Source organism: uncultured Gilvimarinus sp. (assembly GCF_963972205.1).
GTDB lineage: Bacteria > Pseudomonadota > Gammaproteobacteria > Pseudomonadales > Cellvibrionaceae > Gilvimarinus > Gilvimarinus japonicus.
This window is the reverse complement of sequence record NZ_CAXAUC010000005.1, coordinates 213,229-235,040: the sequence shown is the minus strand read 5'-3', so window position 1 is coordinate 235,040 and position 21,812 is coordinate 213,229. Positions and strand designations below refer to the sequence as shown.

Annotated in this window: 16 protein-coding genes; 7 read left to right on the top strand and 9 right to left on the bottom strand. The window is 53.9% G+C overall.

What is annotated here, in order from left to right:
• Positions 1-81: 81 nt before the first annotated feature.
• Genes AACY82_RS10645 through AACY82_RS10630 form a run of 4 tightly spaced genes read left to right on the top strand, consistent with a single transcriptional unit; the run spans position 82 to position 4,178 of the window.
• The gene (locus AACY82_RS10645; RefSeq protein WP_339616793.1) at positions 82-1,038 is read left to right on the top strand and encodes an HlyD family efflux transporter periplasmic adaptor subunit; all 957 of its coding nucleotides are present in this window, start codon (positions 82-84) and stop codon (positions 1,036-1,038) included.
• Positions 1,028-1,987 (top strand): ABC transporter ATP-binding protein, encoded by a 960-nt coding sequence (locus AACY82_RS10640; RefSeq protein ID WP_339616792.1) that lies wholly within the window; start codon positions 1,028-1,030, stop codon positions 1,985-1,987. The genes AACY82_RS10645 and AACY82_RS10640 overlap by 11 nt, the downstream gene beginning before the upstream one ends.
• Positions 1,984-3,087 carry an ABC transporter permease gene (locus AACY82_RS10635; RefSeq protein ID WP_339616791.1) on the top strand — a complete coding sequence of 368 codons (1,104 nt, stop codon included), beginning with the start codon at positions 1,984-1,986 and terminating at the stop codon, positions 3,085-3,087. Before AACY82_RS10640 ends, AACY82_RS10635 begins: the two co-directional genes overlap by 4 nt.
• 53 nt (positions 3,088-3,140) lie before the next feature.
• On the top strand, positions 3,141-4,178 hold the full coding sequence (locus AACY82_RS10630; protein ID WP_339616790.1) for a Gfo/Idh/MocA family oxidoreductase: 1,038 nt from the start codon (positions 3,141-3,143) through the stop codon (positions 4,176-4,178).
• Between the two features lie 88 nt (positions 4,179-4,266).
• Here the strand turns inward: AACY82_RS10630 and AACY82_RS10625 are convergent, their stop codons facing one another.
• The 8 genes from AACY82_RS10625 to AACY82_RS10590 all read right to left on the bottom strand — a co-directional run bounded on the left by AACY82_RS10625 (position 4,267) and on the right by AACY82_RS10590 (position 15,938).
• Positions 4,267-5,001, bottom strand: coding sequence for a hypothetical protein (locus AACY82_RS10625; protein ID WP_339616789.1), 735 nt, complete (start codon positions 4,999-5,001; stop codon positions 4,267-4,269).
• A gap of 560 nt (positions 5,002-5,561) precedes the next feature.
• Positions 5,562-7,841, bottom strand: a complete 2,280-nt coding sequence (locus AACY82_RS10620; protein ID WP_339616788.1) for a carbohydrate-binding domain-containing protein — start codon at positions 7,839-7,841, stop codon at positions 5,562-5,564.
• Between the two features lie 496 nt (positions 7,842-8,337).
• Positions 8,338-11,043 carry a TonB-dependent receptor gene (locus AACY82_RS10615; protein ID WP_339616787.1) on the bottom strand — a complete coding sequence of 902 codons (2,706 nt, stop codon included), beginning with the start codon at positions 11,041-11,043 and terminating at the stop codon, positions 8,338-8,340.
• 213 nt (positions 11,044-11,256) lie between these two features.
• Entirely contained in the window at positions 11,257-12,951 is a 1,695-nt protein-coding gene (locus tag AACY82_RS10610; protein ID WP_339616786.1) for a hypothetical protein, read from the bottom strand.
• Between the two features lie 366 nt (positions 12,952-13,317).
• Positions 13,318-14,328 carry an ACR3 family arsenite efflux transporter gene (gene arsB, locus AACY82_RS10605; RefSeq protein ID WP_339616785.1) on the bottom strand — a complete coding sequence of 337 codons (1,011 nt, stop codon included), beginning with the start codon at positions 14,326-14,328 and terminating at the stop codon, positions 13,318-13,320.
• 9 nt (positions 14,329-14,337) lie between these two features.
• Positions 14,338-15,042: an arsenical resistance protein ArsH gene (gene arsH, locus AACY82_RS10600; RefSeq protein ID WP_041524282.1), complete on the bottom strand. Its 705-nt coding sequence runs from the start codon at positions 15,040-15,042 to the stop codon at positions 14,338-14,340.
• Positions 15,042-15,521, bottom strand: coding sequence for an arsenate reductase ArsC (locus AACY82_RS10595; RefSeq protein ID WP_041521697.1), 480 nt, complete (start codon positions 15,519-15,521; stop codon positions 15,042-15,044). The genes arsH and AACY82_RS10595 overlap by 1 nt, the downstream gene beginning before the upstream one ends.
• 81 nt (positions 15,522-15,602) lie before the next feature.
• The gene (locus AACY82_RS10590; RefSeq protein ID WP_339616784.1) at positions 15,603-15,938 is read right to left on the bottom strand and encodes a metalloregulator ArsR/SmtB family transcription factor; all 336 of its coding nucleotides are present in this window, start codon (positions 15,936-15,938) and stop codon (positions 15,603-15,605) included.
• Positions 15,939-16,181: 243 nt separating this feature from the next.
• Between AACY82_RS10590 and AACY82_RS10585 the strand changes: the two genes are divergently transcribed.
• Positions 16,182-16,565 (top strand): STAS/SEC14 domain-containing protein, encoded by a 384-nt coding sequence (locus AACY82_RS10585; protein ID WP_339616783.1) that lies wholly within the window; start codon positions 16,182-16,184, stop codon positions 16,563-16,565.
• A 168-nt stretch (positions 16,566-16,733) separates the two neighbouring features.
• A complete protein-coding gene (locus tag AACY82_RS10580; protein WP_339616782.1) occupies positions 16,734-18,527 on the top strand; it encodes a glycoside hydrolase family 2 TIM barrel-domain containing protein in 1,794 nt (597 codons plus the stop codon).
• Between the two features lie 67 nt (positions 18,528-18,594).
• Here the strand turns inward: AACY82_RS10580 and AACY82_RS10575 are convergent, their stop codons facing one another.
• On the bottom strand, positions 18,595-19,224 hold the full coding sequence (locus AACY82_RS10575; RefSeq protein ID WP_339616781.1) for a DUF922 domain-containing protein: 630 nt from the start codon (positions 19,222-19,224) through the stop codon (positions 18,595-18,597).
• A 237-nt stretch (positions 19,225-19,461) separates the two neighbouring features.
• Here AACY82_RS10575 and AACY82_RS10570 point away from each other — a divergent pair, with 237 nt between their 5' ends.
• Positions 19,462-21,789 (top strand): methyl-accepting chemotaxis protein, encoded by a 2,328-nt coding sequence (locus AACY82_RS10570; protein WP_339616780.1) that lies wholly within the window; start codon positions 19,462-19,464, stop codon positions 21,787-21,789.
• Positions 21,790-21,812: the final 23 nt, after the last annotated feature.

Below are 21,812 nucleotides of genomic sequence, written 5' to 3'. Positions count from 1 at the left end.
CCCCCTAGCACCTTCGTACCCGAGCCATTACACTTTCTACCACCGCCCCTTGAGCTAACCCTAATCATGCAGGAGCTATACATGAGCACTTATTACCGCCTTTGGATAAGCGCACTCATCTTAGCGCTGCTGTTGGCTGGCTGCGGCAAGCCGGAGCCGCTAGCGCTTGGCACCCTTGAGCGCGACCGCATTGTGCACAAGGCCACCTCAGGGGAAATTATTACCGCGCTGCCGGTCGCCGAGGGCAGCCAGGTAGCGGCGGGCACTTTGTTGGTACAGTTAGATCCGCGCCGCCAACAAGCGGCACTTGATAACGCTCAGGCCGAGCTGATTAAAGCCAACGCGCGTTTTGACGAGCTGCGCAATGGTGCCAGAGTTGAAGATATTGATGCCGCCCGCGCCGAGTTAAACGGCGCGAAAGCCAGCTTAACTTCGGCCGAACGAACCTACCTGCGCGCTCTGCAACTGCGCGAAAAACACGTTAACTCTCAGGCCGATCTCGACCAAGCCGAAGCGGCGCGCGACAGCGCGGCGGCGCAGGTTGAAGCCAGCCGCGAGCAACTACTGGCCTTAACCAATGGCACACGCGAAGAGACCCTGGCGCAGGCCCAGGCGGACGTCAATGCGGCGAAGGCGCAACACCAATTAGCCCAATTAACGCTGGATGAGCTCAGCGTGCGGGCCACGCGCGCCGGCTACCTGGACAGCTTGCCCTGGAACCTGGGCGAGCGTGTAAGCGCCGGCACCCCCGTGGCAATCTTATTAGCCGACGCAGCACCTTACGCCCGGGTGTATATTCCGGAGCCGGTGCGGGCCACCCTCAATACGGGCGACACTTTATGGATAACAGCCGATGGCGTGGCGCAGGGTTATAGCGGCACGCTGCGTTGGGTCGCGCGCGACCCGGCTTTTTCGCCCTATTACGCGCTCAACAAATCGGATCGTTCACGGCTGGTGTACCTGGCCGAGATAGATTTAGCCAACGCCGAGCAGCTGCCTACTGGCATGCCGGTACAGGTATACCGCAATGCCCCGTGAGACCGACGAGGCGGCCATTACCGCCCATAATGTTACCCGCCGGTTTGGCGAGTTTACCGCGGTCGATAACGTCAGCTTAAACATTCAGCGCGGTTGTATATACGGATTTTTGGGGCCCAATGGCTCGGGCAAATCCACGTGTATTCGTACACTGTGCGGCCTGCTAGAGCCGAGTGAAGGCGATGTCAATGTACTGGGGCTGGAGATACCCCGCGAGGCCGAAGCGCTGCGTTTACGCATTGGTTATATGACACAAAAGTTTTCGCTGTACGACGATTTAAGCGTGCAAGAAAACCTGAGTTTTATCGGCCAGATTTACGGTTTTAACCGCCGCACTGTGCGCAGCCGCAGCGATGAGCTGTGCGACACCTACCATTTACAGCCCATTCGCAAACAGCGCGTTGGCAGCTTAAGTGGCGGGCAAAAACAGCGTTTGGCACTGGCGGCGGCGGTATTCCACAAGCCCGATTTGTTATTTTTAGACGAACCCACCTCGGCGGTCGACCCGGAAAACCGCCGCCACTTTTGGGAGAAGTTGTTCGATCTGTGCGATCAGGGCACGACTATTTTAGTCTCGTCCCACTATATGGATGAGGCGGAGCGCTGCCATCGTTTGGCCATCCTCAATGCCGGAAAACTGGTCGCCGAGGGAACACCGCAACAACTTATGGACGACTTGGGCGCGCAAGTGGTGGAGGTCGGCGGCGAGCACCTGCGCCAAGTTCGCCAACAACTACTGGATTGCCCCGAGGTACATTCGGCCTCGCAACAAGGCGCGCGCTTGCGAGTGCTGGTGGATAACAGGGTGAGCGATCCGGCCGAATTTGTGCGCCGTAGCGCCGAGCTACCCGACGCCGAACTACACCTTACCCACCCGAGCCTAGAAGATGTGTTTGTGACCGTGACCACAGAGGCGTCCGGGCAGCGCAATACCGGAGGCAGCCTATGAATGTTTATCGGCTGCTTGCCATTGCCACAAAAGAGTTTCGTCAGCTGGGGCGCGATCGGCTGACCTTTGGCATGGTGGTGATGATCCCTTTAGTGCAACTGCTGCTGTTTGGTTTTGCCATTAATACCAACGTGCGTAATATTCCCGTGGGCGTGACCGATTTAAGCGAAACAACCGCCGGGCGCTTGATTGCCGCCACCGCCGAGGCCACCGGCGTCGTTGATATCACCCACCATTACCCGACACCGCAACAGGCGCAAAAAGCCATCGCCGCCGGTGAAGTAAGCGCCGTATTGGTGCTACCCAACGATTTAAGTAATCGCTTAGTACGAGGCGACGTGGTGGGCCAGTGGATGGTGGATGGCTCGGACAGTTTGGTCAGCTCGGCGCTCTTAGGGCTGGCCAATATGCCGCTCGATCAGTTGATACCCGAGCCCAGCGCCGAGCGGCATATCAGCCAACCAACCTTTGCCACCTCCATTTTTTACAACCCCGAGCGACGCACCGCCGTTAATATTGTGCCTGGCTTGGTGGGTGTGATTCTGACCATGACCATGATTATGTTTACCTCGGCGGCGATTGTGCGCGAGCGCGAGCGGGGCAACATGGAGCTTTTGATTACCACGCCCGTGCGGCCCATGGAGCTAATGCTGGGCAAAATTATTCCCTACGTGGTAATCGGCTTTATTCAAACAGCCATTATTTTGCAGCTCGGCCACTGGGTGTTTGATGTGCCTATTAGTGGCGGCATCATTGCCCTTTGTGTGATCACCTTGGTTTTTATCGGCGCCAGTTTAACCCTGGGCCTGATTCTCTCGACCATTGCTAAAACGCAACTGCAAGCAATGCAGATGACCATTTTTGTATTGCTGCCCTCTATTTTATTAAGCGGCTTTATGTTTCCCTATCAAGCCATGCCCGTGGCCGCACAGTGGGTTGCCGAGGCGCTGCCCGCCACTCACTATATGCGTTTAATACGCGCGGTTGTGCTGCGCGATGCCGACCTCGGGCAGCTAACGTTTGACCTGTGTTGGCTGGCGGCCTTTACGGTTGTGGGGCTTATTATTGCATCACTGCGCTTTAAAAAGCGCTTGGACTAACACAAAGCGTTTTCTTGCACGGCGCCTACGGCCACTACCGGACACTTTACCCCATGAGCAAACCCCTAAACATTGCACTGGCCTCATACGGCATGTCTGGCAAGGTATTTCACGCACCACTGATTGCCGCACACCCAAACCTAAAGCTTGCCGCTGTGCTGCAGCGCAGCAGCAACACCGCCCAAGAGCGCTACCCCGAGGCGCACATTGCCCGCAGCTTTGCCGAGCTTATCGGCAACCCGACTATTGATATTGTGGTGGTTAACACCCCTAATGCGTTGCACTACCCCATGGCCCGTGATGCCTTGCGCGCCGGCAAGCATGTGGTGTTAGAAAAGCCCTTTACCGCGACGATTGATGAAGGCCGCGAGCTGATTGAGCTGGCCGAGCAGCTCGGGCTTATGTTAACGGTGTTTCACAACCGACGGTTGCAGTCGGGCTTTAACACCGCACAAAAAATATTGCACGAAAAGCGTTTGGGTAAGATTAATACCTTTGCCGTTACCATCGACCGGTTTCGGCCCGCGCCCGGCCCTAAAAAATGGAAGGAAGAGCCGGGCCCCGGCGCCGGCTTGCTGTACGATTTAGGCTCGCACTTATTGGATGAATGTTTAATCTTGTTTGGTTTACCCCAGTCGGTTTATGCCGACTTACGCATAGAGCGTGACGGTGCAAAAACCTGCGATTACTTTGATGTGCGGCTCGATTACCCCGGCCATAAGTGTTTATTAAAAGCGAGTATGCTTGCGCGCGAGCCGGCCCCGGCCTACGTCATCCACGGCGATCAAGGCAGTTACCTAAAACCGCTGGGCGATGTACAAGAAGCCCGCCTGGCCGCTGGCATGGTGCCGCAAGGGGCCAACTGGGCCGATGAAGCACCCCACGAGTGGGGCCATATTCACACCGATAAAGGCCGTGAGGCCTACCCGACTGTGGCCGGTAATTACCCGTTGTTTTACGATAATGTGTACCGCCATGTAGTGCACGGCGATACCTTATTGGTACAAGCCGAGCAGGCGCTGGTAACGGTGGGAATGATCGAGGTCGTCGAGCGCAGCGCACGGGAGCGCGCCTGTATTGAGCTCACTTAACACGGCTGCCGTGTAACGGTATTTGCCATAAAAAAGCCACCCGGAGGTGGCTTTTACGACAGGAGCTAGCCCTTGGGCTAAGAGAACATTAATCGTTCTCGGGGTAATTCAGCACTGCAATGTAGTGCATATTCACCGCGTCATCACCAACAAAGCCTGGGATAAAGCGAGAATTTTTTAACGCGCCTTCGACTACTTTGGCATCGCGACGAGTGCGACCACGCGCCTCGACAGTCTTAACCGAACTGACTTCACCATCGGCATTCACCTCGCCCACCACACGGGCCAGCTGACCTTCGTTAAAAAACGGCTTGCCGTTTGCGTTGCCGTCGGCGGCGTAGGCGCTGTACCAGTCGGCTTGATCCAAGCGCTCTTGCGGTGCAACGTAACTAACGCCGTATTCACGCTGTAGGGTACCCAGGTTAGGCAGCATTACCACGTTGGGCTGACTGTCGTTGCGTGAGTAGACTACCCGAAAGCCCATACGCACCGGAACAGCGGTGCCGTCCACTTGCGCAGGTGCAAAACTTAGCCCTTCGATGGCGCGCTGGGTTTGCCCTTGCAGGTCGTCGTAGGCGGCTTTGTCAAAACAGCTGACATTACTGGTCACGCCAGTGGCGGCGATGTCTGCTTGGCAGTACACTGAGATAGTGCGCTGCTCTTGGCGCATTTCTTCCGGGATAACCACTTTTTGGCTAACCTGATCGACCGCATCACCAAACTGAGCGGGTTGGTACATGGAGCTCGCACTGCTAGAAAAAGGCAGCACTACTGCCAGAATCGCCAGTGAACCGAGCACTTTATTGGTTAGAAGTGTTTTCATGCTCAAATCCTCGTCATCTCTGGGGGACATCCCCGACTTCAAATGGGCGCAGCCGGTAAACTGTTTCTGCACCATTGGTATTAAGAATATCACCGGCCCAAGCACGCTATTGTTAATTTATTATTACAGAAATGACTTTTTTAAAATTTTTTTGCAAAAAACACGATTTTTAACGCATTTTTTTGATTCCGCCCCCTTAAACGCACAAAAAACACACAAATCTAACCATTTTTAGCTAGGCCTATAGCAAAAGCGTCTAAGTAGTCCCCTATTTTAATTGCCGTTTAAGACAAAAACGTTCGCTTGCGATAGCCGCGAGGGGCAACTTCTTATGCCGAAAGATCGACCCGCTATGGTCAACCGCGTTATTTAACGACACAGAGTCACGATTTTTTGTCGTTGCGTACGCTTAATAAAATGCGAGCTAAACAACGCAGCACTATGCTAACCCCAATATTTTATCGGAAGCTTTTAACGCAAGATGACTATCGACTTTTGATTTGACACGAACGTGCCATAAAGCGGCACCGAAAGGTGCCGCTTGGAAGGTTTTAAAACGTTTACTGAACGATGACCGTTTGTGTTGCAGTATCGACAGCCATATTGCCGGCGGCATCCCAGTAAGTGAAGCTGTAGCTTAAGGTGTCACCGGCCGATAGTCCGCTCACCGGGTAGGTGTTTTCACCGTTTGCTTGGGTCATACGTACATTTTGCTGCCCACCACCATTAACGCTGTAATGAATGTCTGCCCAGGAGGACGACTGCACATAAAACGCCAAGGTGTCAACTGAGGTTTGCTCTACCCCGTAAGGACCGGCGGGAGGCGTAGTATCATCGCCACCGTCACCGCCGGATACTTGCTCCAAGCGCAACCAGTTAAGATTGAAGCCTCCGGTTTGTACGTCTAAACGCAGGCTTGCGTCTGCATTAATTTGCAATTCGCCAAGGTCGATGGTTTGCCAAACTTGCCAGCCACCGGTAGCGGCGATGTTAGCCGAGACAGATTCGCCACCCTCGCTGAGAGTGAATTGCCCGCCGCCGTTAAGAGACGCCACCCGAGCACTGACCTGATACGTGCCGGGCGCCAGGTTAGTGTCGTACTCTAACCATTCGCCGGGAGTCGTCCAGCCGACGTTAAAACCGCCACCATTATCAGTGGTCGCCTCAATATCGACATCATCCGTGCGATAAGCACCGCCATTGTTACCTACATCGGCGTCCATAAAGTTGCTGTAATCTTCGGCCTCAATCTGCGCGTCTGTGGTGGCACAGCCGAGGGCGTTAACCTGTGCACCACTTGCAGTACCAGGACACTGATCGGTGCCATTGTCGACGCCATCGTTATCGTCGTCGTTACCACCACCACCCGTGTTAGCATCGCCGCCACCTAGCCAAACAATATCATCGATCGCAATGGCAACATTGCTCGCGGGTGTTGTAGCAGTGCTAAGTATGGCGAATGGGTAGCTGACCGATTGCAGGGCAATAAGCTCACCGGTTAGCTCCTCCACAGGAATGGTGACTTGGCTCCAGCCGCCGTTGCGCACCAATCCGTATTTTTCTTCGCCGGCAGGAAAGTCGATGTAATGCTCGTTGGTGTAAGTATCGGTAATACCAACACGAAACCCGACATTGGCCGGGACGTTAATACGAAAGCTTAAGTCACCATCGACAAAATTGCTCATATCCAGCGGTTGACGCGATTGCACGCCGCCGCCAAACCACTGGCCGGGTGCAGTGTAATCCCAGGAGATGACCTCTGAGCCCTCGAACGGCTGCGCATTACCGCCCACCAACGAGTTGGTGCTCCAGATATAAATATCCGAGGTCTCACCGCTCGCCAGCGAGCGGCTGGTATCGGTGCGATCACTGAACACCCCAAAGGTGCCGGTTTCAGGTTCGGAGGGGTTACCCAGAGTCACTTCACCCAGGCCGTTGTACTCGTAGACGCGGACGTAATCGATGTACATTTTGGCGGGCAATGGCGCGGTTACCTGACTATTTTGCAGGGCATCGGTGAAGTTGCCACCGACGGCCAGGTTCATCAACAGATAAAATGGTTGGCGAAATTCGCTCGACTCTTCGTTGACCGGAATCGGCGAATCGTACATATCGTATTCGGTGCCGTTATCGACCACCGAAAAACGCAGCGATTGATCCGTCCAGTACAGACGATAAGTCACAAAGCGATCGGCCAGTGATGTGCTTGCCAAATAGGCGTTGTCGGTTTCAAATGCGGTACTGGCGGCACAGGTTGGGTTGGCCGGGACACAGGCAGCATCGGCATAGAAGATGGCGTTAGAGCCAACAAAGTGGTTGATGTTGGCACCGGAAAATTCCGCATCGATGTAAGACTGTTTGTGGCCCATCTCCATCATGTCAATCTCGCCTTTGGCGGGCCACGGTGACGTACTGGTACCTAACAGCCAAAACGCGGGCCACAAACCAGTATCAAGGTTAGGGACGCGAATGCGCGTCTCGATCATGCCGTATTTCACAGATACGCCATTTTTACTGTCGAGCTTACCGGAAGTAAACGCCCGGTTTTCGACAGATTGATTGCGCGCCTCCAGTACAATCGCGGAGTTTCCTGACTCGCCGGGTACGGGCTCGATGGAGACGTTATCATCTTGGTAATATTCGAGCTCTTGGTTACCCCAACCACACAGTCCGGGGCAGCCATCGCCTTCAATGACGTTCCAGTGGTCGGTGTTTAGGGTGTTAAAGTTGTCCTCCCACAGTAACGGGCCAACTTGTGCCTGCGCTTGGGCGGCAAAACCCAGGCAGGCAACGGCGGTAAAGGCGACAAGACGCCCAGGTCGTTTACTAGAATCGCTCATAGAGATTCTCCAGGTAGTGATTATTCGTTATGTCCCTGACGGATTGCCGGATACGCTGTGAAGCGATAACCGTAAACCCACGTATTACCTTCTCCAGTGAGCTTTATAGTGAGACGAAAGCGACAACAATGCGTTGCACTTTTACTTTATCGCCAAGGTGTGACACAAAAATAAGGCCCACTTTGGCACAAGACAGGCTTATAAAGGGGGACGTCAGTTCAGCGCTTGAGTGCTGACGGGGGCTGCGAGCAATGTGGCGTCGAATATTTTTTGTTTTTGCCCGACACTGAGCGAGCATTCATCAAATACTTTATACCGTGACGGCTGTCACACTGACCATCAGAAATATCCGATACTAAAAGCAAAAAAATGTTTTTTTAATAAAAAACACCAAAAAGTTCGCCGCTTTTATAGCACCTATACAAACAAAAAAGCCGCCACCTTGCGGTGACGGCTTGGGCACGATTGCTCGTGCCAGTTGGGCTATTAGCTGTGGTTAGAAGGAGTATTTAAAATCCAGACCCACACCCGTACCCTGCTCTTGCTTAAGAATCGTAACGGCTTCGCCGGCGGAGTTCACCTGCTCAAACTCGCGATCTTGTCCCAGCAAGTTGCTCAGCTTAAGCTTCATGCTAAGTGAGTTTGTTGGATAAAAGGTGTAAACAAAATCGATCGAATGAAACGGTTGCTCAAACGCGTCCTGGTGACCGTTGGAGCGGGCCGCATAGTAAACACGATCGCCAAACACATTGTACAAGAGTGAGGCGGTATGCATGCCGTCGGGCGAATCGAAACCCAACTGCGCGTTCATCACATACTCAGATTGCCCGGTCATACGTCGCGTGGTGTTGGTAAAACCAAGGCCGTCGGCCGAGACAATTTCTGAGTCGCTTAACGTTAAGTTACCCGAGACAAAAAATCCCGCGCCAATGTCTTTTAAGCCCTCAAACTCCAAGCCGTAAATTTCACCGGATTCCGCGTTGTAAAACTGCAGCAAAATATCATCATCGGAGCCAGGCGCGCGGGTCTGCTCGATAGGATTTTTAATGTCTTTATAAAACAACGACACCGTAAAGTTATCGCCGCCGGCGTAGAACCACTCGGTACGTAAATCAAAATGGTCCAGCTCCGAGAACTCCAGCAGCGGATTACCCTGCACGCGAATACCTAACTCTGGGTCGATGTACTCGACATCCGAGATCTCCCGCAAATCGGGGCGAACCACGGTTTGGCTTACCGAGGCACGCACCTGGAAGTCATCGGCGCCCATAAAGCCCTGATCCATAAACGTTAGCGCTACCGATGGAAACCAGCCGTCATCCTTAATGGCAAATTTCTGATCCTCTTGCGCCAACTGATCGTTCAGATCGACAATCGAGTCACCGGTATAATCCAATAAATCTACGGGCAGTACTGCTTGGCGGAAGTCCTCGTAGCGTACCCCACCGGTTAAGCGCCAGGTGTAATCGAGATTAATATCGACCATACCGTAAGCGGCATCGGTCATCTGAGCGGCAATATAACTCTCTTTGCCCAAGCCATTACCCATGCTCAGCTGAAAGTTATTGTCCATATTACCGAGGTTTTCATCGGACAATACCTGCCCAGGCGTACCTTCCATCACATCGCCGGACACACCGGCGGCGTCGATATTGGCGGTATAACCATAATAAGCACGAGACTTATCGTGGTAGCTATAACCACCGCTAAAAGTCACCAGGTTGTCGCCAAAGTTCAAAGGCAGCTCACCGTTCCAGCCGTAGCTTGTAACGTTATCTTCTAGCTGCAAAAACGCAAAGGTGGCCACCGAGGTGGTCGATAGCAAGCGAGTTTTTAGTACCTCACCTGTCATCGGGTCCAGTACGTTAGAAGCTTGAATATTGACTTCGTTAGGTACGGCAGTTTCGGCGCGCGAGTCGGAGTAAAACCAGTCGATCATCAACTCGTCGGCGGGCGTTCCCGAAAATAAGTCAAAATCATGTTCACCGGTCAGCTGGAATATTTCTAAACGACGCTCTTCATAGCGGGTCTGATAGTCCACCACTTGCGAACCATCGGCTTCACTGTTGTTGGAGTCAAAGCCTTCGGTGTAAGAGGCAACGTCTTCGGCGTCGGTAATGTAGTACGCGCTCGCCTCAATGGTGTGCCTTTCTTGAAAATTCACCCCGGCACTTACGGCGGCTAACTCACGGGTCTCTTCAAATGTGCGCTGCACCTCAGAGTTGATGGTCTCGGGGTTACCCACACCTTTTTTACTCTGATTTTTATTGCGCCACTGATGATCGTACGAAACATTTGCCAAACCGCCAACACGCCAGTCATCACCCAGGTACCAAGAGTTACCCAGTGACAACTTGCCATCAAAATCAGCCGGCAGCGACTTGGGGCTCGTTTGCACATCGCGATCAAGCGATAATAATAAATTGCGGTTTATTTGGTTTGCCTCGGCAACCAGCTCCGGGCTGGGCGAGCCACCAGTGGTGTGTAAGATATTCAGAATGCCGTTGGGGCTTGGATCGCCCTGAAACTGTTGCAGAGCTTGGCCGATAGGCTCGGGCAAGGTGTTATCGACATCACCGCCAGAGTAACTAATTCCATCGTCTTTATTAACGGTGTTCCAGCCGGTGCCAATAGACGCCTCTAGGACGACATCGTCTGGCATACCTTTGGTGCGAATATCGATATTACCGCCACCGAAGGTTGCCGGCAGATCGGGCGAATAAGCTTTTTGAACTTTAAGGGTTTTAACAATAGTCGAGGGAAACAAGTCCAACGGCAATACGTTACGCGTTAACTCAGGCGACGGTACCGCCGCACCATTCAACAAGGTGCTTGAGTAGCGCTCACCGAGCGAGCGAACGTAAACGTATTTATCATCGACAACAGTCAAACCGGTAACACGCTCTAGTGCCGACGCGACATCGGCGTCACCGGCGCGAGAAATTTGGTCGAAGCCAAGCACATCAGCGGCAAATGCCTGCTCGATACGCTCATCGACAATAGAATCGGCGCTGCTTTGCAGGCGACCGATGGTCAGCACTTCTTCAATAACCGGTGCCTGAATGCTCACTCGTTGACGCTCGGGCTGCTCGCCGGTTTCGCCATCGGACTGAGCCAGTACCGATTGAGTGCTACCCAAAGCAACGGTGGCGGCAACTACCGCCAGTGCTAACGGGTTTCGCTTGGTAATCATTGTGCGCATTTTAAAAACCTTTTAAGGCGGTTTTCCAAACGGTCTGGGAAGATCCACCCAACGCGCGCTGCAACCTATGCAGACTCATTGTAGCGGTGGACGGGTCTTAAACGATTAGGCTGTTACAGCGTTAACAGCTTGTCTGGTTTTGTTCTGTGGTGAATTCGGTCGTGGCAAGGCGCCCCATAAGAGGCGCCTTAGCCGTTCGATCCAACCTGCAGCTTACTGATCCAAACCTACGGTCCAGCCGGCTACCCAGTTGTCGCTCGCGCTCACTGCACCGATGAAGTCAACCGCTTCAAAGAAGTTGCTGGTACCAGCGCTACCGACAGCGGGCGCTGCACCGGCTGCAAAGTTGTTTTCCAGCATGGTGACGTCATACACAGGCACATCGATAGTGGCGCCATTGCCGTCAGTAAAGCTTGCAGCAGTGATGTAAGCGCGTGGGTTGCTGTCTAAGCCGTCGATCACAGAGGCAGGCAATACACCGGTAGTGTTTTCATCCAGCACCACGTTATTGCTGTTAGGGGCAGAGGCTAACCAGTTATCCACATCGAAAGCGCCATTGGCAGGGTCGACACCGGCTTTGGTCGATTCAGTACAAGCAATCAAAGTGCTGTGAACCACAGACCAGCCTTCGGTAGCGGCCCAAATTGTTTGCGGACCTTCAGAGTCATCCAACTCAAAACATTCGTTAGAAGACATACCAGAGGCGTTAGAGGTTACGATTGAGTTGTACAACTCAAAGTGTGCACCTTCGCGGAACAGTGGACCTTCTGAGTCGCCTTTAGAGGACGGGTCATCACCTTCACCTTCATCTACGTTTGAGGTGATACAGGTCATGTTAGAAATGCGGCCTTTCGTGAAAGGCTCCAGGTCATCCGCACGATCACCACCGGTGTTATCCGCTTCAATACAACGGTTTGAGCCGGAAGTGTGGGTAACCAGCGCAAACTGTACGTTGCCGACCCAACCTTCAGAGAAGTCGATCGAGTCATCACCCACGTTCGTGGCAACAACGTTTTTCAGATCAACCGCACCACCAAACATTTCAAAACCATCGTCTTGTGTGGTGTAAGTTTGTACGTATTCGATGGTGGTACCAGAACCTACGGCGTTCAAAGTCAGACCGTTCAGCTCAGAGCCGTCAACCACTTCAAAGCCGGCGTGTTTGATTTGCACGTAACGCAAAATGCCAGAGTTTTCGGCGTTGTTGTTACCACCGTAAGACGCCGGACGACCCTCTGCCGTAATATTACAGCTGTGTACATTGTTGTCGGTCGCAGCGCGCTGCTCATCGGTACACTTGTTGGTAATACCGTTACCGTTAATTTGCACACCGCCCCACAAACCGCGGTCAGACTCGGTGGCTGCGCCATCACGTAAGTCGGTAACCGCAGAGAAGATGATAGGAGCATCGGCCGTACCGTCAGCAACGATGGTAGAGCCGCGGGCGATACGGACATAGTCGGTAGAGGCTGAGAACGCGATTTTAGCGCCGGCTTCGATGGACAACTCAGAGCCTTCGCCTTCTTGCGGAATGCGCACACCGGTGGCGGCTTCGCTGCTGTCGACGTCTTCGCCAATCCACAGGCTGTCTTCAAAAATGTGAATGCCGCTTTCCAGAGCGGGAATCAACAAATCAACGGTCAGCGGGTTTGTGTCACTAACAAACGTTGGGCCGTAAACACAATTGCTACCATCGAATGAACCTTGACGGCTTTGACCATCTTTTTCGTAAGAAGCACAAGGGTTGGTATCTGGAACTTCGCCGCTGTCACCACCGTTGGTAATATTATTGGTGGTGTTGTTCGAGTCAATTACATTGCTCGACGGATTCAGATTAATGTCACCGCCACCACAGGCAACCAGCATAGCGGCCAGTGCATTCACGCTTACCAGAGTCTTGATCTTCATAAGTTCCAACGCTCCCCAAAGGATTGTTTGTCAAAGTATGCCTGGCGCTAACCCCTGTTAACGCCAGATAAATTCTTAGCTCGTTTCCATAACGGACTGACATGACTGACTGAAAAGGCACACACATCGTGGCAGGCCAAATCCGAGCTCAGTGCTCATGTGGCGCCTATAGTTGACGAGTTTTATGAATGTTGCGTGACAGGATTGTGAAGGTTTTATTTCAGGGCAATGAGGAGGGCGCGCGCAATATTAATACAAAGGCGCTGGAGGTTGGCGGCTACTAACCCACCGCAAACTTAATCGCTCTTACTGTAAAATAAGAGCGATTAAATTGCTCAAGGCTTAACCACTTTTGCTAACGAGACTCTAAAACCAGTGGCGTGTGCGATTGGCGATGGCCACCAGCGACAACATCACCGGCACCTCGACCAACACCCCCACCACCGTGGCGAGCGCTGCGCCCGAATGTAAGCCAAACAGCGAGATAGCCACCGCTACCGCCAACTCAAAAAAGTTAGAGGTAGCAATCATACAGGCGGGGGCGGCGATGTCGTGACTCAAGCGCCAGCGCTTGGCCCACCAATACGCCAGGGCAAAAATGCCGTAGGTTTGAATCAATAGCGGAATGGCGATCATCACAATAGCCATTGGCTGCGCCAGAATGCGCGGCGCCTGAAAACCAAACAGTAAAACCACCGTGGCAATTAAACCCAAAATCGACAGTGGCTTGACCCGGAGCAAAAACTGCTCGAGCCCGGCGGCGTTTTGCTTAAACATACCGTAGCGAGTAATGATACCCGCCAGCAGCGGCAGCAATACATAGAGCACCACAGAGGCCAGCAGCGTTTGCCAGGGCACTTCGATGTCGGTCACCCCCAACAACAAACCAGCAATGGGCGCAAAGGCCACCACCATAATCAGGTCGTTAACCGACACCTGTACCAAGGTGTAATTGGCGTTACCCCGGGTCAGCTGACTCCAGATAAACACCATGGCGGTACACGGCGCCACGCCCAGTAAGATCATGCCGGCGATGTATTCTTCAGCGGTGGCCGGATCTACCCACGGGGCAAAAATGTATTTAAAAAACAGCACCCCCAGGGCGGCCATGGTAAAAGGCTTAATCGCCCAGTTGATTAACAGCGTGAGCGCGAGCCCCCGTGGGTTAGCCCCCACCTGCTTAATTGAGGCAAAATCCACCTGCGCCATCATTGGGTAAATCATCAGCCAAATCAGCACGGCCACGGGTATGTTTACCCCGGCCCACTCCCAGCCGGCTACCTGGGCAAACACATCGGGCATGACACTGCCAAGGGCAACACCCGTAACAATCGCGAGCCCCACCCACAACGATAGCCACCGCTCAAACGCACCCATAACAAGCTCCTAAATGTTTTTTTGGTTGACCCGGGCGCTTAACTCAGCCGCCGACTCTACCCGCTCGGAATAGCGGTCGACTAAGTACGACTCCCGCCCCTGTACCAGATAAGTAAACTTCATCAACTCTTCAACCACGTCGACAATACGTTGATAGTAAGACGACGGCTTCATGCGGCCGTCCTCGTCGAACTCTAAAAAGGCTTTGGCCACCGATGACTGATTGGGGATGGTCAACATGCGCATCCAGCGGCCCAGCACGCGCAACTGATTGACCGCATTAAACGACTGCGAGCCTCCACACACCTGCATCACCGCTAAGGTTTTACCTTGGGTGGGGCGCACCGCGCCAATACTGAGCGGAATCCAATCGATTTGCGCTTTCATAATGCCACTCATAGAGCCGTGCCGCTCGGGTGAACACCACACCATGCCATCGCACCAACTGGCCAGCTCGCGCAGCTCGACCACCTTGGGGTGATCGGCCTCGGCGCCATCGGGCAGCGGTAAGCCCGCCGGGTTAAAAATACGCGTTTCGGCGCCGTAGGCCTTAAGCAAGCGCTCGGCCTCCTCGACCACTAAGCGGCTGTAAGAGCGCTCGCGCAACGAGCCGTAGAGCAATAAAATTTTTGGCGCTCGCGCATCCGGGTTACCCAAACGAACCGCCTCGATAGCGGCAAACGCCTCTGGGTCAATATTGGGTAAATCACTCATCATGCCGGCACCTGCTCCGCCACGCGGTTAGCCAGGCTCTGCAACTCGTCAGGCGACATGGACTCCAGCGGCTCGGCCAGCATCTTTTCAACTCGCTTGCTAATCAGTTGGTAGACATTATCAAAAGCGGTGGCCACGGCAACCGGGCCGCCCTCGGTGTGTGAAGGGTCAGGCAAGCCCCAGTGGGCTTTGGCGGTATCGCCCATCCACAGCGGGCACGACTCGCCCGCCGCGCGATCACACACGGTAATCACCAAGTCTGGCGCAAAGCTCTCAAACTCGTCCATGCCCTGGCTGCTCAGCCCATCGGTGGCTACTCCTTTGCCCCGTAAAAAATTAAGCGTAAGCGGGTGAATACGCCCGGCAGGCGCGCTGCCAGCGCTGGCGCTTTGGATTCGGCCGTTACCTAAATCGCGGGCGACAACCTCTGCCAGCACACTGCGGCAGGCGTTGTGGGTACAGACAAACAAGATCTTCATGCTTTGCTCCTAAACATATGGAATTTCATATATAAACAGTTAAAAATAATGAGACCTAAAAGACGAGACCGAGCCATGGCGTTAAGGGCAACACGGCGGCCGATCAGGCATATTTTTTAAGCGTGATAACGGCTCTTGTAGCCAGGCGGTATTGCCCGCTAACGTTTGCGCCAAGACCTGTGTAATCCATTGGGGCAGCGTGGGCACCAGCCGATAATAGACCCACTGGCCCCTCTTAGTGCTTAGCAGCAAACCGCACTCGCGCAACTGCGCCAAATGCCGCGATACCTTTGGCTGGCTCAAGTTAGTGGCCGTGGTCAGCTCGCAGACGCACAGTTCGCCCAACTGCTCGATTAACAACAGGCACTGCAACCGAGTCGGCTCGGCCAAACACTTGTAAAACGCTACCGGATTCATTTATACCTCACCAATCTGACCGCCATACTACATATGGTTTTTCATATGTACAACCCTGTGCCGCAATCTGGCAAAGTGACTATACTGTGAGCGCACGCAAAATTTCAGCCTTAATGGCGCCTAACCGCGCAACGCTTTGGACTCGTGCCCGACAGCAGGAAGCGAAAGCAGTGCAGCAGCCATTGCCACGAGGTTGCGCCGAAGTTGCCGAGGCGCCTTGCACCAAACACTAAGGAGCGCACGATGAAACGACACGGTTTGCAAATCGGTATTGAGCGTATCGATAACGACTTTTTCTTATCGCTGAAGGTCTCGGGCAAACTCACCCACGAAGACTACCAAAAAATCACACCGTTACTAGACAATGCCCTGGAAGGGCTCGAAGACCCCGAGCTGGTGGCTTATGTGGATATCCGTGAGCTAGAGGGCTGGGAGCTGCGCGCCGCGTGGGATGACTTTATATTAGGCGCCAAACACCGCAAAGCGTTTAAACGCGTTGCGATTGTCGGCGATCAGCGCTGGGCCGATGTCGCCGGCAAAGTAGGCAGCTGGTTTATCGCCGGCGAGATGGAAGACTTTGACGACCCGGCCGAAGCGCTTGCCTGGCTCAGTCAGGATCGCGACTAAAACTCAAGGCCATTTAGGCGCCGCAACTTTTCACTTACTTACAATTTCTCCATTGAGCGCCCCACGGGCGCTTTCTACAATGCCTAGACAAAATGACTGGCGCCCAGCCACAAGCCAGCATACCTGAACGCGCAACAACGACATAACAACACCATCAGGGACAACGCCATGTTATCAATCCTTACCCGCGGCCTAACGTTCGCCGCTATTATATTTTGTTCTAGCAGCTATGCTGGCAACCTTATACAAAACAGCGACGCTCGCGCCCACATCGACCTCGACGGCCCGTGGCATTATATTGTCGACCCTTACGAGAACGGTTTTTACAATCACCGTTACCAAGAGCACACCCGCGACGGTTATTTTAAAAACGCCCAAGTAAAACACCCCAGTGATTTAATTGAATACGACTTTGCCAGTGCCGCCACGCTTAACGTACCGGGCGACTGGAACACGCAACAAGACGAGCTATTTTTTTACGAGGGAACCGTTTGGTACCAGCGGGATTTTAGCCTCGATAAATCTCGCAACGAGCGCTATATTCTGCACTTTGGCGCCGCCAACTATGAGGCGGTAGTGTATGTTAACGGCGAAAAAGTCGGCACTCATATTGGCGGTTTTACTCCCTTTGAGTTTGACGTAACCGACGTTGTAAAAGACGGCGATAATTTTGTCATCGTCAAAGTCGATAACGGCCGCGAACGCGAGCAAGTACCCACGGTTAATACCGACTGGTGGAACTACGGCGGCCTGACCCGCTCCGTCAAACTGCTCACGCTACCCAAGCAATATATTAGCGATTACACGGTTCATTTAGCAGACGGCGATAACCGCACCATTACCGGCTGGGTTGAACTCGGCACCGGAGATAAAAACGCCAAAGTCACCCTTGAGATTCCAGCGCTGGATATTAAACACACGTTAAAATTTAGCGACGAGCTCCGCCAGAGCTTTAGCATTAAAGCCAAGCCAAACCTTTGGAGTACGGCTGAGCCTACGCTTTATGAGGTTAACATCCGCTATAACGATCGCACCATTAGCGATCGTATCGGCTTTCGCCAGATTGCGGTAAAAGACGAGGATATTTTGCTAAACGGCGAGCCAATTTTTCTGAAAGGCATCAGCATTCACGAAGAGTCTGCGCTACACCCTGGCCGCGCCTGGAGCAAAGAGGACGCCCGCCAACTGCTAACCATGGCCAAAGATTTAGGCGTTAACTTTGTGCGCTTAGCCCACTACCCGCACAACGAGCACATGGTACGTATGGCCGACGAGATGGGGCTACTGGTGTGGTCTGAGATTCCAGTGTATTGGACGGTACTGTTTGAGCGCGACGACGTGTACGCCAACGCCGAAAATCAACTCACCGAGATGATTAGCCGCGATAAAAACCGTGCTTCGGTGATTTTGTGGTCGATGGCCAACGAAACCCCAAAATCCGACGCGCGCCTGGGCTTTATCACCAAGCTTGCCAACAAAGCTCGCGAGCTTGACGATACCCGGTTGATTACCGCCGCGCTCGACACCTCCAGCGAAACCGATGAAGGCAAGCATATTGACGATCCGTTATCGGAGGTAGTCGATGTTATCGGCATTAATAACTACTGCGGCTGGTACGGCAAAAAGCCTGCCGAGTGCGCCGGTATTAAATGGCACTCGGACTACAATAAGCCAGTCATTATGAGTGAGTTTGGCGGCGGCGCCTTAGCCGGTTACCACGCCGATGCCGAGCAGCGCTGGAGTGAGGAATATCAAGCCGACGTGTACCGCCACAACTTAACAATGATCGACAATATGAGTTTTTTGCGGGGCATGACGCCGTGGATTTTAAAAGACTTTCGCTCTCCGCGCCGGCCACTCACCAACATTCAGGATTTTTGGAACCGCAAAGGTTTGGTATCTGATAAGGGTGTTAAAAAACAAGCCTGGTATATTCTTAACGAGTACTACCAACAACATTAATTAATCATCAACACAGCAACGCTAAAAAGCCGCACCGAGTAATCCGTGCGGCTTTTTTATCTCGGGCTTAGTCCTCTAACTGAGCCGCATCACCCTGTGGAGAGGCGCCATCCGGCGCAGCCTTGGGATCGGCAAAACTGACCCCTTGCTCGGCGCCAAAGCGAGTTTGTTTGTCAAAGGCGATTTCTTTTTCACGGTGCTCTTTCTCAATGGCGACTGCCATGGCCTCGGCCTGTGTACGCGCCACCTCACAACTCTCGGCGGGCTCCATATAGGTTAAGCGCACATCAATTTTATTGGCCGCCTGAATCGCAATAATGTAATGACCAATTTGGTGGCGCTGTAACGCCTCGGCGTAGCGGTTAAATTCCGCCTGCCGCTCGGCATCCTCGTAGCCCAGCTCCGGCAGCCGAATCAACGCGTCTAAATTAATATCAATATCGCTGATTTTGCAGGTTTTATCCTCTAGCGCTTCGGTGCTAAAGCTCCAGTCAAGATTCCAGCGAGTATCGCCGTGGAGCTTACGCCCATCGCGCAGGATAGGCGTCGCGGCATCGAGCTGCTCTTTTAAGGGTTGACTGGCACCCGCCTCGTCCAGCTCATAATAGGTATAGTCGATAATCTCACTCACCTCGGCCAAGGCAGCTGTGCTAACGCATAAACACCCAACACAGGCGTAACGAACCCAATCCAACATTACCTTCTTCCTCTCACATTTATCGTAATAACGCGCATCATCACCTTCGTGCTCAGTATACAAAACGCCACAAATGACGCCATTATCTTGTCGTTTATTGATGCTCAAACTCCCGCCCAACTAACAGTGCCAAACGGCTGTCACCGCGACAAGTAAATAACAAAATAGGCGCCATTTAGTCACAAAAATGTCACAACTCAAACTTATGTTGTTGCGTCAATCACCGGAGGCACTACTGTGAAAATTTCCACACGGCTTACTCTTGGCGCCATCGCCCTAACCGCCATTGCCGTTATAGGCTCGGCGGGGACAACCGGTTGGCTAGCGCTAAAAGAATCCAGCAGCGCCATCGAGACCAGCTTAAAAAATCAATTTCACGCCGTAGCACGCGGCCGTGCCGCTGCCATTGATGCCAAACTTGACAGCTATCGCGACCTGCTAAGCTCGCTCGCTCATGGCCGTATGACACAGGATGCGGTATACGGTTTTGTCCGCCCGTTTGACTCTTTCCGCTACGAAGTGGGCACTGTCGATAAAGACGCTTTAGCCGCTGACCTAAACACATGGTACCAACAACAATACCTACCCCACGTACACCGCCAAAGTGACGTTAAGCCGCCCGTTGCCGAGTGGCTCGCCAGCATGAGCTTTGAGGCGCAGCTTTTACAACATTACTACCTGCAAACCAACCCGGGCTGGCCCGATCAACTTACCGCGATGGAAGATCGCTCGGACGCTACCATTTATGGACAACAACACCGCAAATATCATTCAAGTTTTCGCGATATCGTCGAACGTTTTGGCTTTAGCGATTTATTACTGGTAGACAGCGGCCGCCAACGAGTTATTTATTCTGTGAGTAAAGGGCCGGAGCTTGGCACCTCGCTAACGCGCGGCCCCTTCCAAAGCTCACAACTGGCAGCAGTGAGCCAGACACTAAAACAACACCCCCAAGAACTTGCGATTTCGGGTTTTGAACACGCCGCCTTTAATGGCGGGGATCAGGTATTTTACCTAGGCGTTAGCGTTTACCACCAAGCCCACAGCCCAGAGCGGGCAACCGGCTATGTAATTGCTGAAGTTCCCGCCCGTCAGCTAAGCGCGCTGCTGAGCAATAACCAAGATTGGCGCGAAATGGGCCTGGGTGACACTGGCGATGTCTATCTAGCTGGACCCGACGGTACACTGCTTACCGATTTGCGCCCGCCGGCCGAAGGCACCCATACCTTGTTGCGCGCGCTCGCCGATACGGGCCGATTACAACACCCCGCACGCGCCCAAGATACCGGCAGCGCCGCCGGCTGGCTGCAGCTGGACAGTCACCCGGTACGCCAAGCACTGGCCGGGGATTCTGGCGTGGGCTTTGCCCAAGACTACCTCAACCACAAGGTCTACAGCGCCTGGCAGCCGGTCGCGATTGGCGGACAAGATTACGCGCTTATCGTGCAGCAAAATCCCGCCGAGGTATTTGCCGCACTGGGGCATTTGCGCACGCAGGTTATTCTGAGTATCGCCGTGGCTGCGATTGTCTTAATCGCTTTAGCCATGGTGGCGGCCGTGGCTTACGCCCGCTATTTAGGCAGACCATTGGCGCGCTTAGCGCAGGAGATTGAATCCGCCGCCGCCAAACGCAATTTAGCCGCACAGTTTGCCAGCCACCGCAGCGACGAAGTCGGCGACATTGGCCGCAGCCTTAACACCCTGTTTAGCACCCTACGCGGCACTTTTGCCAATGTTATCGAGGCCACCGAGCAGTCGGCCCACACCGCCGGGAGCAACGCCGCCATAAGCGCCAGCTGCCGCAGCGATGCCATTAACCAGCGGCGAGAGATGAGCAGCGTCGACACGGCACTAACGCAAGTACAAGAGGCGCTGGAAGCCATGAGCAAAGAGCTTGGCAGCACCACCACAGAGGTGCAACAGGCCAACAAAGTCGCCCATGAGGGCAAACAACAAATGGCCGAGGTGGCCGTGCAAATTGGCGGCTTGCAAAAGCAAATTGCACGATCCGATAACAGCATGCAGGCGCTGACCCACGCCGCCGACGATATAGTCGCCGTGGTAGACACCATTAAAGGGGTCGCGGAGCAAACCAACCTGCTCGCATTAAACGCCGCCATCGAGGCCGCCCGCGCTGGCGAGCACGGCCGTGGTTTTGCTGTGGTGGCCGATGAGGTACGCCGATTATCGGCCAACACCCATGACGCCACCGGCGAGATCCAACAGTTAATTGATCGCTTGCGCGACACGGTCGGCTCTACCGCCGCGGGGCTCGCCGCCGAGCAAGCCGGTGCGGTGCGCTGCGTAGAGTCGTCCAGCGCTGCCGAGCAGTCGCTGGCAAGCATCGAGCAAACCGTCGTGCGGCTCGAGACCGTCATTGCCAACGCCGCGGCGCGCTCGGAGCAAGAGTGCCAGCGGGCGCAACACATGCGCGATACCCTCGCTGGCGCCATGGCGATGGTCGAACACGCCGACGCATCCATTGCCCGCTTGGCCGAGAGCGCGAACGATCAAAGCACCCTAGCCCACCAAACGCTGGACTCGACCCGGCAGATCAGCCTGTAAGGCGCGCGGCAATCGGGTACTAT

Excerpts from the sequence above, each read along its gene's own strand:
- AACY82_RS10615 (WP_339616787.1), bottom strand. The coding sequence starts at position 11,043 with ATGCGCACAATGATTACCAAGCGAAACCCGTTAGCACTGGCGGTAGTT.
- arsH (WP_041524282.1), bottom strand. The coding sequence starts at position 15,042 with ATGAGTGATTTACCCAATATTGACCCAGAGGCGTTTGCCGCTATCGAG.
- AACY82_RS10635 (WP_339616791.1), top strand. The coding sequence starts at position 1,984 with ATGAATGTTTATCGGCTGCTTGCCATTGCCACAAAAGAGTTTCGTCAG.
- AACY82_RS10595 (WP_041521697.1), bottom strand. The coding sequence starts at position 15,521 with ATGAAGATCTTGTTTGTCTGTACCCACAACGCCTGCCGCAGTGTGCTG.
- AACY82_RS10575 (WP_339616781.1), bottom strand. The coding sequence starts at position 19,224 with ATGTTGGATTGGGTTCGTTACGCCTGTGTTGGGTGTTTATGCGTTAGC.
- AACY82_RS10625 (WP_339616789.1), bottom strand. The coding sequence starts at position 5,001 with ATGAAAACACTTCTAACCAATAAAGTGCTCGGTTCACTGGCGATTCTG.
- arsB (WP_339616785.1), bottom strand. The coding sequence starts at position 14,328 with ATGGGTGCGTTTGAGCGGTGGCTATCGTTGTGGGTGGGGCTCGCGATT.
- AACY82_RS10585 (WP_339616783.1), top strand. The coding sequence starts at position 16,182 with ATGAAACGACACGGTTTGCAAATCGGTATTGAGCGTATCGATAACGAC.
- AACY82_RS10580 (WP_339616782.1), top strand. The coding sequence starts at position 16,734 with ATGTTATCAATCCTTACCCGCGGCCTAACGTTCGCCGCTATTATATTT.
- AACY82_RS10620 (WP_339616788.1), bottom strand. The coding sequence starts at position 7,841 with ATGAGCGATTCTAGTAAACGACCTGGGCGTCTTGTCGCCTTTACCGCC.
- AACY82_RS10590 (WP_339616784.1), bottom strand. The coding sequence starts at position 15,938 with ATGAATCCGGTAGCGTTTTACAAGTGTTTGGCCGAGCCGACTCGGTTG.
- AACY82_RS10640 (WP_339616792.1), top strand. The coding sequence starts at position 1,028 with ATGCCCCGTGAGACCGACGAGGCGGCCATTACCGCCCATAATGTTACC.
- AACY82_RS10630 (WP_339616790.1), top strand. The coding sequence starts at position 3,141 with ATGAGCAAACCCCTAAACATTGCACTGGCCTCATACGGCATGTCTGGC.
- AACY82_RS10645 (WP_339616793.1), top strand. The coding sequence starts at position 82 with ATGAGCACTTATTACCGCCTTTGGATAAGCGCACTCATCTTAGCGCTG.
- AACY82_RS10610 (WP_339616786.1), bottom strand. The coding sequence starts at position 12,951 with ATGAAGATCAAGACTCTGGTAAGCGTGAATGCACTGGCCGCTATGCTG.